Here is a 14,075-nt window from a genome sequence, read left to right on the forward strand (position 1 = left end):
TGAACAACAACCATTGAACTTCCAATTCTTTCTAATTTGTTAACCAAAAGGTCTTTATTAAATTTTTTAGGCTTTTTGAGTTCTAAAATAAATTCAGTACAATAACCAAATTCTCCTTCAAAAACTTCAGTATCAGATATAAATTTGTTAACTTCATCTTCAACATTTAGTAATTGTATTGGTTGCCCTTGGAAATAAGATAGCATTCCTTCTAGAACAGCATATAATCCTTCACCACCCGAGTCGGTAACCTCAACTTCTTTTAAAACTTTAAGTAAGTTAGGAGTATTATCACAACTTTTTCTAGCTAAATTTAAAGCGATTGTAAAAATGTCTTCAATATCGCTATCTATTAGTGCATTATCAATTAAACCCTCTGAAGTTTCTCTAATAACAGTTAAAATTGTTCCTTCAATTGGCTTTAAAACTGCCTTGTAAGCAGAATTAGAAGCTGACTGAAAAGCTTTAACCAAATCATAAGAATTAATTTCTTCTTTATTATTGAAACCTACTGCAAAACCCCTAAAAATTTGACTTAAAATTACACCAGAGTTTCCCCGGGCAGAAAATAACATGTTTTGAGCTATCTTAGAAGCAACCTCTGAGATATTTGTATTATCTTTATCAATTCCAGTTAATACAGACAAAATTGTAGATGCCATGTTTGACCCTGTATCTCCATCTGGCACAGGAAAAACATTCAAAGCATTTATGGAATTTTGTTTATTTTTAAGATTATAGGCACCAGAAGTGACAGCTTCTAATCAAATTTTTCCATTAATTTTTTTCATTATTTTGTTCCTTTAATATATACACATAATTTTCCAATTTTTCAGTTAATCTGTTTAAGATTGTAATTAATAATTTGGTAGATTTCTTCAACAATATTTTTAGCACTAATACTTACTAATGTAATTAAACCAATATAAACATCAATTGCATTTTTTTGTTTTTCACTTTTTAACACCACAATTCCATCATTAGGAGTATTTATTTCATTAGTTTCATCTAAGGTTTCAAAATCAATTACACCAGCGATTGAAGAAATTCAGTTTTTAATTTTGCTATCTATTTCTTTATTCATAATTTTGCCCCTTAATTTTTAATATAACTTCTTTTAATTGGGAACATTGAAGTTAATTTTGCTACTTCTTTTTTAATAACTGTTTTAAGGTTTTCATTATTTGGGTCACGCAAACATTTATCAATTAAATTAGCTAAAATAATAAACTCATCTTCACCAAAACCACGTGAAGTCATAGCGGCTGAGCCTAATCTAATTCCACTTGAAATCATGGGTGATTCGGTGTCATTTGGAATTGAGTTTTTATTTACTGTAATATTACATTCTTGTAAAATAGCAGAAGCCTCTTTGCCTGTCAAATTATATGAACTTTTAACGTCAATCATAAATAAGTGGTTTGCTGTTAAACCCGAAATTACTTTAGCACCCTTATTCATAAATGTTTGACAGAAAACTTTAGAGTTTTTTAACAACTGTTTTTGGTATTCAATAAATTCTGGTTGTAAGGCTTCATAAAAGGAAACAGCTTTAGCGGCTATTTGATGAAATAAAGCGCCACCTTGATAACCCGGAAAAACAGCTCTATCAATCTTTTTAGCAATTTCTTCGTTGTTGGTTAATATAATTGCGCCCCTGGTACCCCTTAAAGTCTTATGAGTTGTAGTCATAACAACGTCAGCATATTCAGCTGGAGAAGGATGTAATCCAGCAATAATCAACCCAGAAATATGTGAAATATCAGCAAATAAATAAGCACCTACTTCATCAGCAATTTCTTTAAATTTATCAAACTCAACAATTTGCGAATAAGCTGAATATCCACAAATAATCATTTTAGGTTTAATCTTTTTAGCAATTTTTAAAATTTCATTAAAATCTAGTATACCTTCTGAAGTAATTGTGTATGAATGAGATTCATATAAAATACCACTAAAAGAAATTTTATATCCGTGGCTTAAGTGTCCTCCCGAATCTAGTGATAGGCCTAAAACTTTGTCACCTGGTTTTAATAAAGCCATATAAATGGCAGCATTTGCCACAGAACCCGAATAAGGCTGTACATTAGCATATTGCATTTTAAATAATTTCTTAGCTCTTTCTTGTGCAAGAGTTTCTATCTGGTCGATATATTCGCAACCACCATAGTATCTTTTGTCTGGATATCCTTCGCCATATTTATTGGTTAAACAAGACCCAGCTGCTTTTAGTACATCTTCTGAAACAAAATTTTCAGAAGCAATTAGTTCAATATGGTCTTCTTGTCTTTTTGTTTCGTTATTTATTATTGTTTCTATTTCTTTGTCTGCTAATGATATTTTTTTGTACATAATATTACCTCAACTAATTATTAAAATAAAAAACTAAACTAAATTTTTTAGTCTAGTAATGATCTTTTTGCTTTTTCTTCCTCTTGAACTACTTTTTCCAGTTTGTCTTTTTTCTTTTTTTCAATATGTTTAACTAGTAAAAGAAGTGGTATTGCCAAGAACGCTAATCCCACGGCCGGTAAAACTCTTAATATTCAATTGTCAGTGCCCGAAGAAACTATAAAAGAATTCATTGCTACAGCAATCGGGACAAGAAAAATTAAAGCATTAATTTTAAAGACCTTAAATTTGAAAATTAATAATACCACAACTGATATTTGTATTAAAACCATACCAATTGCTATTGGTAATAAAACACTTCATGTGTTTAATAAATTCCTTGTTGAAGTAATAATTCAGCCATCTCTTCCTACAAGTAAAAAGACAAAAAATGAAGGAAAGGCAATTAAAAATAGCCCCGTAAGTGCAATTTTTCAATTTTCAGATAAACTTCTTCTTTGTTTTTCAACTTTAAGAGTTTGATAGTTAGCTAAATTAATTTTTTTATTTCTTCATTTTTTATTATTTGACATGTTTACCTCAATTAGTATAAGAATAATTAAAATTTTACCAAAATTCCTTCATATTTTAAAACCTTTTATGTATATGAAGGTCTTTATTAGTAAATAGTATCAAACAAGCACTAAAATCTGAAACTAATATTTGAAAATTTTGTTATAAAAAAACTTGAAACAGACCCAACAATTCAAATTTACTTATCGATAAATTAAATTTATTAAAAATAGTGACCATTTTAAGCCAAAAAAAGTTACAAAAAGCCTATTTTTTAGTAGGTAAGAATTTTTCTTTTATAATGTATAGATACGCATTTGTGTATTAATTTTGAAAGGAAAATAATGAAACTAATACAAGTAGAGGCACATGGGTTTAAATCATTTGCTGATAAAGTATCATTAAAGTTTGATGGTGGAGTAGTTGCCATAATAGGTCCTAACGGTTCTGGTAAGTCTAATATCAACGATGCCATAAGATGAGTTTTAGGTGAAACTAGTTCAAAAGTTCTTCGTGGTGATAACATGGAAGACGTTATTTTTGCGGGTTCTAAAACCGAAAAAGAAATGAACAAGGCAGAAGTAATTTTAACATTTGATAATAGAGATAGAGCAGTAAGCATACCTCATGACTATTTTACAATTTCTCGTGTTCTAAACCGCGGTAAAGGCGCTAACGAGTACTACATCAATGGAGAAGTGGCAAGACAAAGAGATATCAAAGAAATAGCTATGCAAAGTGGTATTTCAAAATCATCATTAGCTATCATTGGTCAAGGTACAATTTCAGATATTGCTGAAGCAACTCCTGAAAGAAGAAGAGAAATTTTTGAAGAGGCTTCGGGGACTTCAATGTATCGTTCTAAAAAACAAGAAGCTATGCGAAAACTTGAAAGAACAGATGCTGCTTTGGAACAAATAGGTACCATTGTTCAAGAACTTGAAAGACAAATTAAACCATTACAAAAGCAAGCAGAAAAAGCAATTATTTATAAACAAAAATCAGAACAACTAAAAGAAATTGAAGTTTCAGTTTTAGTCCATGATTTTATGTCATATTCAGAAAGACTTGAACAACTTAATTCTGAAGGTTTGGCTTACAATCAACAAAAAGAGGAACTAGAGATTAAAATCAAGATGTATCAAGATCTTTATAAACAAAAAGAAGCCGCAACTTTGAACCTTGATCAATCAATAGTTAAGTTAAATCAAAGAATTGACGAAATTACAGCAGAAATATCTGAATTAGAAATTAGATCTGCTCGTGAAGAAAAACAAAGAGAAATGCTAATTAGTGGAGAAATTAAAGTTACCACCGAACAAAAAATTCAAGCTCTAAAAGAAGAATTGAGTACTTTAAATACTAAGATAGCATATTCTAAAACATACATTGAAGATCAAAAGCAAAAAATATCTGAAATATCTCAAGAAATTCAAGATCTTTCAGCAAAGAATAACAATCTAAAAAGAGAGCTAGATATTAAAAGACAAAACCTACAAAAAATAAATTCAACACTCGATGTTATTCAAGAAATGAGACACTCTAAAACTAATCTTCAAAAAGGTACAAAGCATGTGGTAGAAAATGCCCATTTATTTAAAGGATATAAGGGATTAGTATCAGAGATATTAAACGTAGATTCTCGCTATGCACTTGCAATTGAAACAACTTTAACTAACGCGCTACAACACATTGTTGTTGATAATTCTGAAACAGCAGTTAAAGCAGTTGAATTCTTAAAACAAAATCGTGGTGGTAGAGCAACATTTATACCTTTAGCTTCAATTAGTCCTAAACGTATTTTAGAACAACACATAGTTGTGGCCCAAACTCAAAAAGGGTTCTTGGGAGTTGCTTCAGAATTAGTTCAAGTTGAAAAAGAATTTGACATTTTAAAAGGATTTTTATTAGGTAGCATTTTAGTTGCTGATAATATTGAAAATGCAAACAGAATATCACAGTTATTAGAAAAAAGGTATATGGTAGTAACTCTAGAAGGAGATATTATCAGATCTGGTGGTGTAATAACTGGTGGTCAAAAAAATGAAAGTTCAAATATACTAAATATTGAAGAAAGAATAAAAGAATTAGAATCTAAAAAACCTGAACTAATTGAGTTTATTTCTGCAAAAGAAAAAGAAGTAAATGAAATTAGTCAAAAAATCAATGAATTATCAGGCTTACATACTAATTTGAGTCTTGATAAAACAAAACAAAGTATGTCTCTTGAAGAAGCTTATAGAAAATTTGATGAATTAAGAGTTCAATATGAAAATATATCTAAAGAAAAAATCGCGGATTTAGAAACAGTTGATATATCATTGAAAATTCAAAAATTAACTTTAGAAAGAAGTGAACTAAACGCCAAAAAAACTTCACAATCTGAACTATTACAAACCGCTAAAAAAGAGTATTCTGAAGCTAACTTTAAACAATCTGAAGCAAGTAATGAATTAAATGCTTTAATTATGGAAAACTCTCAAAAAATAGCTGAAAAATCTAGAGCAGAAACTTCAATAAATTATGCTAAACAAAGATTATCAGAACAATATAATATGTTATTTGAAACAGCAAGAGAATTATATAATCCAGAAATTGATTTTGATACAGCTAGAAGAGCTGTAAATGACTTAAAAAATGATATCAAGGACTTGGGACACGTTAATTTAGACTCTATTGCTCAACTAGAAGAAACAGAGAATAGATATAACGAAGTTAAGAAACAAGAAAAAGACATAATTGATGCCAAAATAACAATTGAAGAAGTTATTGCCGAAATGGATAAAATTATTATTGAAAGAATAAGTAACACAGTCACTTTAGCTAATAACGAATTTAAATACGTATTCTCAAAAATGTTCGGTGGCGGTATGGCTGAAATAAGATATACCGATCCCGAAAACTTATTAGATAGTGGAATTGATGTTATGGCGCAACCTCCTGGTAAATCAATCAAGAATTTAAAATTATTCTCAGGAGGAGAAAAAGCACTTATAGCTATATCTCTATTATTCTCATTACTTAAAGCAAAACCATTACCTCTATGTATATTAGACGAAGTAGAAGCCGCTTTAGATGAAGCCAATGTTATTCGTTTTGCTGAATTCTTACAAAGTTTAAAAGAAAATACACAATTTATTGTTATTACACACCGTCAAGGAACAATGGAAAGAGTTGATAAACTATATGGTGCAACAATGCAAAAAAGAGGGGTTACCACATTCTTTAGTGTTAACTTAACTGAAGCTCAAAAGTTGATTGATTAATTTTTTAAAAAAATTGAGTTTATAGCGCTCAATTTTTTGTTTGAATTTTAAATTATCTCTTAAATTATGGCAATTAATTACAGTTATGAGGTCCCATAGCAATATTTTAAGTGCGTTTTGTGGTATAATAATAAGCGCAATTAAATTTCAAAAATTAAGGAGAATTATGTACGGGCTAGTTTTTTATTTAAGAAAAGAAATATTAATTAGAGAATATGGAAAAGGTAATGAAAATTACAAGCAAGCATATGAAGATGTCAGAGATATTTTAAGGCATTACGGGTTTCATTGATTATCAAATAGCTTTTATTTTTCACGTTCAATCAATAATCTATTACAAATAACTAAAGCCTTGCAACATATAAAAACTATTTCTTGATTTAAAAAATCCTTAGTATCTTTACACGTTTTTAAGATGGAAGATTTGTCAAATTTCACTGAATATATAATTGGAGAAGAATAGGGCACATTGCTCTATTTTTTTAAAATAAAAAAACTAGAAAATTCTAGCTTAATCAATTATTTCAAAGTAAAGAGGCTCTTTTGAAGAAGTTAATGAATTTTTTAATTCTTTCTTAAGTATTTCATTTAAAACCTTTAATTTCACTTTTTGAACATTTTTCATTTCACCGCTAAAGAAAAATAATTTTGGTGAACAATTATTTAAATTAGCAGGCAATTCTAATTCAACAAAGCTATTCATAGCTAATGCTGAAGGTTCAATAGCATTTATATTAGATAAATTAATTGTTGTTAATTTGTTTTTGGCAAATACACCAATACTTAATTTTTTTAATTCTTTTAGGTCTGGAAGGTTAACATTACTAATTTCGTTACCATAAAAAGCTTCTTCATGTATTTCTTTAATAGAAGAAGGTAAAACTAAATTTTGTAACTTATTTTGTTTGAATGCTTCTTGTTCTATTGTTTTTAGTTTACTTGAGGTTGTATTAAAAACAAATTCTTTAATACCTAATCCTAAAAAAGCACCTTTACCTATAACTTCCACATTATTCGGTAAAATAACTTTTTCTACATTTTCTAAGAAATTTTTAATTTCAGGATATTTTAATAAATTAATAGACTGAAATGAAAAAGCTGCCGCAGGAATAGATTTTATATCTTCTTTAGAAAGATCAAAAGTTTTTGTACTTTTGTCATAATTTATTAATGTATTTTCTTTACTTATTAGATACCTTCTTGCAAAATCATTAAGTTTTTCTTTTTTTCCACAAGAAATTAAAGATACACCCGCAATAATAGGTGTTGAAAGCCCAATAAGTGATAATAATATTTTGTTTGATTTTTTCATAATTACATGTTATTTTACCACAAAAAGGCCGCTTCTGCTCTAAAAATTCTGGTGCTGTAGTTTATAATTAAACCATGAAAAAATTTAAACTAGTTTCTAAGTTTCAACCTTCAGGAGACCAGCCACAAGCAATTAATCAACTTGCTGAAGGAATAATCAATAATAAAAAACACCAGGTTTTATTAGGTGTAACTGGTAGTGGAAAAACTTTTACTCTCGCAAACGTAATTGCAAAAACAAATAGACCTGCTTTAGTCATAAGTCATAACAAAACTTTAGCTAGTCAACTATATATGGAATTAAAAGAACTTTTTCCAGAAAACAGAGTCGAATATTTTATTTCTTATTTTGATTATTATCGCCCTGAGGCTTATATAGTTTCTTCGGACCAATATGTAGAAAAAACATCCAAAAATAATAAGCAAATTGAAGCTATGAGAATGTCAGCGGTAAATGCATTAAGTACAAGATATGACACGATTGTCGTGGCCAGTGTGGCATCAATCTATGGTGAATTCAATCCCAAAGAATATCGTAAACATTTCTTTCCAATTAGTGTAGGACAAAAAACTACTAAAAAAGAAATAATGAGAAACTTGATTAAACTGCGTTATGAAAACAAGCGTTTGGCCCCTCAAATAGAACAAGGTGAATTTAGTTCTTTTGGCAATATTATTACAATTAGTCCTGGATATAAATTTGATTATCACATTCAAATCGAATTATATGATGATGAAATAGTTAAAATTAGTTTCATTGATCCTATTACAAAAGATGAAGTAGAACAAGTAAAAGAACTAACAATTTTTCCTTCCACAACCTACTTAATTAATATGGACAATATGGATCAGATTTGTAATGAAATAGAAAAAGAAATGGAAGAAAGAGTTTCTTATTTTAAACAAAATGAAAAGTATGTGGAAGCTCAAAGAATTGAAGATAGAACTAGAAACGATTTAGATTCAATTCGAGAATTTGGTTATACCAATGGCATGGAAAATTATTCAAGATATATGGACGGAAGAAAAGCAGGTCAAAAACCTTATACACTTTTTGATTATTTGCATGAAGATACAGTTATTTATATTGATGAAAGTCATTTAATGTTGCCACAGTTAAAAGGAATGTATGAAGGCGACAGATCAAGAAAAGAAACGCTAGTTCAATATGGTTTTAGATTACCTTCCGCTTTAGATAATAGACCATTAAAATATAGCGAATATCAACAAATTGACTTACCTAGAGTGTATTTGTCAGCAACTCCCGGAGATGAAGAAATCTCTAATGCTGAAGGCGAATTAATTACTCAATTCATAAGACCAACAGGTTTATTAGATCCAATAATAGAAATCAAACCTAAAGCAAATCAAATTAACGTTATTCATGACTTATTAAAAGAACAAATTTCAAAAAACGAAAGAACATTAATTCTTACACATACTAAAAAGAACGCTGAAGAATTAGCATATTATCTAAAAGAAAAAAAATTCAAGTCAGCATATATACACAACGAATTTAAAGTATTTGAAAGAAATAATATTTTAAATGGCCTAAGACTTGGAAAATATGATGTTGTAATTGGGATAAACTTGTTGCGAGAAGGTATTGATTTACCAGAAGTCAGCTTAATTTTAGTCTTAGATGCTGATATAACTGGCTTATCTAGAGATAAGCGCTCGTTGGTCCAAATTGTTGGACGTGCCGCTAGAAATGATCATGGTAGAGTTATCTTTTTTGCAAACGAAATGACTAAATCAATGAAAGAAACAATTGATGATAACCTACTAAAACGAAGCATTCAGCAAAAATATAATTTAGAACATAATATAGTTCCACAAACCATAATTAAACCCATTCCCAAAATAATTCAAGATGTAGCTTTAAATTTTAAAATTGAAGATATTGGAAATGAATCTAAAACTCATAACCGCAAATATATTAAACAATTAATTAGAGAAATGGATGAAGCCGCTAGAAATAGAAACTTTGATAGAGCTATTGAAATACAAACTTATTTAAGAGAAAACAATATCGATATTGACTAAAAAAAACTTGTTATTGTTTTTATAATTATTTTGTAAATAATAATAAAAAAACATTTATCATATATGTGTATGAACAAATCAAAAATACTACTACTAGCTTCTTTGGCAGTTCCAATTGTACCAGCTATTACAGTTAGTTGTTACAAGGACACCAAACAGGTTGAACTAAAAACTGAAGAAAAAGATGATACCGATTCATCTAAAAAAGCGGAAGATAAAACTAAAGAAATTAAACAAAAATTAGACCAAATATTAGTTGAATTAGAAGAACTAAAAAACCAAAACAATGAAGAATGAAAAAAATTAATTGAAGAGTTTCAGGCTCAATTAGTTATATTTAAAGAAAAAATAGAAAATGAAGATTCTGAAGAAATTCTAAAACAAATAGACGAAGAGTATAAAAAGTTTAAAGAACGTATTACTGAAGTTAAAGACGAAAAAAAGCACACCTTAAAATGAGGTCATTGAAATGTCCTAAAATTTACAGGAGATAAAACTAAACAAGAAGCAAAAACCAAAAGATTGGCTTTACTTACATTTTTAGAAAAATTTGATATTTTAGGCTTAACAGAGGTTGGTCACAAATTCGGTGTTCAGGAAATGACTAAATATCTAAACTTATATGACGGTAGTTCGAATAAATATTCATATGTAATTTCAAAAAAACTAAAGGGAGATAAATTTAATCCAAGTTCTGCTGAATATGTAGCTATTATTTATAATACTCAAAAAGTAGCTCCAGAGGCATTTGATAATGGTGAAATTGGCTATAGTTGACAAAAAACATTTGATGATGGTATTAAGGAAAAAGATGCACAATATTCTAGACCTCCTTATGGTGTTAAATTTAAATATAATTTAAAACCAGCCAAAAAAATGACTTTTGTATTTTCTCATTTTGATAGCCCTGGAGCCAAAAAAGGTGAAGGAACGTATAAAGAAACAGGAATAGGAATATATGAATATCGAGAATCAAAGAAATTAGTAGATGTATTGGATTATTTCGATTCAATAGATGGGCAGCAAAGTAATATATTTTTTGGTGGTGACACTAACATCAAGAAAGGTAAACAAAAAATTGCTTTTGAATCTATGGGTAACAGATATAAATTTATTTTTGAAGATAGAGATGAACATAAAACTTCATTAAGCACTAAGCCTGGTAAATATTCTCAACCTTATGACAAATTAATCTATAAAACTGAATTCAAAATTTCTAACCCATTTATTTTTGATATTTGAAAAACAATAACAGATTCTTATTACATTCAAAAATTTGAAGAGCAAGGAATTGCTATTCCAAAAGGCACTAAAATAAGTAAGCCAAGTGTATTAAGTGACCACACATATTTAGGGTCTGAAATTGTTATAGACTAAACTTATGATTTAATTAGAGGAATGTTAGCTAATGACATTCCTTTTAATTTTTTGATAGTTATAAATTAATTACCAAAACACTTTATTTGCCTTAAAAAGACACCTTTTTAGTTATATTCAATAAAAGAAGTTAAAAATTGCTAAAATTGTTATTAACAAAAACACAAAATTTCATTTAAAAATAATAAATTAAAGGCTCAAAGGAGAAATATGAATAAAATTAATTTTTTTGCATTAGGCGGATTAGACGAAAACGGTAAAAATGCCTATGTTTTAGAGATCAATGAAAAATTATATGTAATTAATTCAGGTACAAAAGTGCCAATAAATTCACATAATGGTATTGATACTTTAATATGTAATTATGAATTTTTAGAAAGACGAAAAAAAGACATTGTAGGTTTATTTATAACAGATGTTAAAAATGAATCTTTTTCAGCTGTTCCTTGATTACTAATGAAAATTCCCGGACTTAAAATATACACTAGTCCTTTTAATAGAATTGTTTTATTAGATAGAATTTCAAAATATAATATTGAAACCAGAAACTATGAAGTTAAAACACTTAAATCACCCTTAAAATTAAATGACATAATTATTAGTCCTTTTGACGTAGCGGGTGGTTTACCAGGTCAAATAGGTCTAAATTTTGAATACAGTGAAGGAAATATAATTTTTATGACCAATTTTGTGGATGGCGATTTAGGGCCATATGGCAAAATGGATATTAAAAAAATTCAATCAATTATAAATAATGGTAAAAAAGTTCAATTATTAATACTAGATTCAGGTCATTCAAACTATCCAGGCAAAAGTATAGACAAGCTTTGAATTTCAAAAAAAATAGAATATAAATTTAAAGAAACAGCAATGAATAAAAGAATTATTGTTGGTTTATATGATGAAGATATGATCACAGCACATGAAATTTTAGTACTTGCTAAAAGATATAATCGCCCCGTTATTACATATGGACGTAATTATTCACAATTAATCAATTTAGTAATCAAAATAAACCCAGAGTTGCAATTACCAGAATTTATTGATTATCGCTTAGCTAATGAAACAAAAAATGCTGTGATTTTAGTTACTGGTGCTATTGAAAGATTATATTTAAGATTTATAAGAATAGCTTCTAATAATGATGTTTATTTAAAACTAAAAAAAGATGATGCAGTAATTGTTATAGCTCCACCAGTAAATGGTCTAGAAGTTAATTATGCACTGACACTTGATGAAATTGCACGTAATACTTCAAATCTAATTGAACTGGGCTCGGATCAATATTATTCATGTAACCCAGCTAAAGAGGATATATATAGCATTATAAAAGCACTTAAACCTAAATATTTTATTCCTATTCAAGGGTTATATAGATACCTAGTAGTTGCATCACACATTGCCAGAGATGCTGGAATGAATTTTAATAATTGTATAGTTTTACAAAATGGCAGAATTGCTGAATTTGTAAACAATGAATTAGTGTCACAAAAAAAATCAATTAAAGGTATTGGAGATACAATAATTGACGGCTTTGGTATTGGAGATATTTCTCAAGAAGTAATTAATGAAAGAGAAACTTTAGCCAGAGATGGCATCATAGCTCTTAGTTCCTTAATTGATTATAAAACCAAAAAACCTCTTGGAGAATTACACATCACATCTTATGGAATTATTACTAAAGATAATAAAGAAACTATTACTAAAATCGTTAATGATTTGTTTTATAAAGAATTTAAAGATGAAACAACAAAAGCACTTGATTTAAAAGCTATTCAAGAAAAATTGCGTAAAAGTATGAAAAGAAAAGTTTATAAGGTTTTAAGTAAAGAACCGATGTTTGTTATAACATTGTATGAGATATAATATAATTTAAAAAGTTAAATAGGGCAACACATGAAAGAAAACATCAACACACAAGAAAACTCTGTTCCAAAACCAGAAATCTTAAAAACCAAGAAAACAAAGTTTTATTTTTTCTTAAAAGATAAGGCATTTATATGAACAATAGTTAGTTTTGCTTTGGTTTTTTTCATTGTGATTTCTTTTTTAAATGTAAGAGGATTGACAACAATGCACTCTTATACTTTTGGTATGTTTTTTGGTATGTTTTCGATAGTTATATATGCACTATTATTATTACTAGCACTTAAAAAAATATTCAAAATGAAGAATACCTATTCAGTGGGTGTTTTTCATTTTAGTTTGTGACGTATTAGTATCATAATAGTAACTTTAATTTTATTAGGCACTTCAATTTATTACACCAAATATAAACCAGATACTTTTACATTTAGAGATGCCTTATCTAAAATCATGTCCAAATGATACCTTGATTTCAAGGAAAGTAAAGCAGCACCTGAAAATGTAGTTTTATTACCTAACAAATGAACTCCAGGCTCAATATTTAGTTTATTTTATGTACTGTTTGCTTTTCCAGGAAAAACAGCTGGAATGGTAACTTCTTATATATTTCCAATAATTTTATTTTGCTTGGCATTTGCTACTCTTTTTGTAAGTGATAAGAGATTTAAAAAAATATTCAGAATAAAAAATAAAACAAACAAAGCTGAATCAAAAGACCATTTGCAAAAAAATATAAATGCTAATTTAGATAAACAACTAAATATAAACAAAAACGCCAACTTAAAGGAAGAAATTAAAATAGACAGCTCTGAAATTGCTCTAAATCAACAGAAAGAGCAGCAACATCAACAAGAGCTAAATAAAAGAATCATTATAGATGAACCAGACTTTAGTACTCAAGAATTTGAAGCTGCTCTTAAAACAGAAATGAAGGAAAATAAAAGTTATTTCAATAAGGATGAACAAAACCCAGTTGCTAATTATAAAGTAACAAATGAATTTATAAATATTGAAGAAGAGTCCAATTTTCAAAATAAACTTAATACCCCTTCAAAAGAAGATATTTCAATTGCATCTTCAAAACTAAACACTTCTGAAGTACAAAACGTAAATTCTTTTAGCTATCATAATAACATTGAAGATATAAGTTTTGATGAGCAATTTGAAGAAGAAGACTTAGAAGTACAATTAGATCAACAACCTGAGCCAACGAAAGCCAAAAATCCTCAAGAATCAAAAAGATTTTCTATAATTGAAGATAAAGAAAAGCTATTTTAGTTTATAGACATTTTGTTAAGGAAAGTA

At 28.2% G+C, this 14,075-nt stretch carries 11 protein-coding genes; 6 read left to right on the top strand and 5 right to left on the bottom strand.

Features of this window, described 5'->3' with window-relative positions; genetic code table 4:
* The 4 genes from JXZ91_RS01080 to JXZ91_RS01095 all read right to left on the bottom strand — a co-directional run.
* On the bottom strand, window positions 1-791 hold a 791-nt coding region (locus tag JXZ91_RS01080; RefSeq protein ID WP_205851177.1), incomplete at its 3' end, for a DAK2 domain-containing protein.
* Window positions 791-1,084 carry a hypothetical protein gene (locus tag JXZ91_RS01085; RefSeq protein ID WP_205851178.1) on the bottom strand — a complete coding sequence of 98 codons (294 nt, stop codon included), beginning with the start codon at window positions 1,082-1,084 and terminating at the stop codon, window positions 791-793. The genes JXZ91_RS01080 and JXZ91_RS01085, both read right to left, overlap by 1 nt.
* Before the next feature lie 11 nt (window positions 1,085-1,095).
* On the bottom strand, window positions 1,096-2,352 hold the full coding sequence (glyA, locus tag JXZ91_RS01090) for a serine hydroxymethyltransferase (RefSeq protein WP_205851179.1): 1,257 nt from the start codon (window positions 2,350-2,352) through the stop codon (window positions 1,096-1,098).
* A gap of 47 nt (window positions 2,353-2,399) precedes the next feature.
* Window positions 2,400-2,924: a hypothetical protein gene (locus tag JXZ91_RS01095; RefSeq protein WP_205851180.1), complete on the bottom strand. Its 525-nt coding sequence runs from the start codon at window positions 2,922-2,924 to the stop codon at window positions 2,400-2,402.
* Window positions 2,925-3,248: 324 nt separating this feature from the next.
* Between JXZ91_RS01095 and JXZ91_RS01100 the strand changes: the two genes are divergently transcribed.
* Together JXZ91_RS01100 and JXZ91_RS01105 are read left to right on the top strand one after the other, a co-directional pair.
* Entirely contained in the window at window positions 3,249-6,170 is a 2,922-nt protein-coding gene (locus tag JXZ91_RS01100; protein WP_205851181.1) for an SMC hinge domain-related protein, read from the top strand.
* A 166-nt stretch (window positions 6,171-6,336) separates the two neighbouring features.
* Window positions 6,337-6,633 carry a virulence protein gene (locus JXZ91_RS01105; RefSeq protein WP_205851182.1) on the top strand — a complete coding sequence of 99 codons (297 nt, stop codon included), beginning with the start codon at window positions 6,337-6,339 and terminating at the stop codon, window positions 6,631-6,633.
* 48 nt (window positions 6,634-6,681) lie between these two features.
* Here JXZ91_RS01105 and JXZ91_RS01110 read toward each other — a convergent pair whose 3' ends face one another.
* On the bottom strand, window positions 6,682-7,482 hold the full coding sequence (locus JXZ91_RS01110) for a leucine-rich repeat domain-containing protein (RefSeq protein WP_205851183.1): 801 nt from the start codon (window positions 7,480-7,482) through the stop codon (window positions 6,682-6,684).
* Between the two features lie 74 nt (window positions 7,483-7,556).
* On the opposite strand from JXZ91_RS01110, the gene uvrB reads away from it, so the two are divergent.
* The 4 genes from uvrB to JXZ91_RS01130 all read left to right on the top strand — a co-directional run bounded on the left by uvrB (window position 7,557) and on the right by JXZ91_RS01130 (window position 14,048).
* Entirely contained in the window at window positions 7,557-9,527 is a 1,971-nt protein-coding gene (uvrB, locus tag JXZ91_RS01115) for an excinuclease ABC subunit UvrB (protein WP_205851184.1), read from the top strand.
* A 69-nt stretch (window positions 9,528-9,596) separates the two neighbouring features.
* Window positions 9,597-10,904: an MnuA family membrane nuclease gene (locus JXZ91_RS01120; protein ID WP_205851185.1), complete on the top strand. Its 1,308-nt coding sequence runs from the start codon at window positions 9,597-9,599 to the stop codon at window positions 10,902-10,904.
* Window positions 10,905-11,114: 210 nt separating this feature from the next.
* Window positions 11,115-12,770 carry a ribonuclease J gene (locus JXZ91_RS03600; RefSeq protein WP_205851186.1) on the top strand — a complete coding sequence of 552 codons (1,656 nt, stop codon included), beginning with the start codon at window positions 11,115-11,117 and terminating at the stop codon, window positions 12,768-12,770.
* Window positions 12,771-12,800: 30 nt separating this feature from the next.
* A complete protein-coding gene (locus JXZ91_RS01130; protein WP_205851187.1) occupies window positions 12,801-14,048 on the top strand; it encodes a hypothetical protein in 1,248 nt (415 codons plus the stop codon).
* The last annotated feature ends 27 nt before the right edge of the window (window positions 14,049-14,075 follow it).

The organism is Mycoplasma enhydrae (genome assembly GCF_017116825.1).
In the GTDB taxonomy this organism is placed as follows: Bacteria; Bacillota_I; Bacilli_A; order Mycoplasmatales; family Metamycoplasmataceae; genus Metamycoplasma; species Metamycoplasma enhydrae.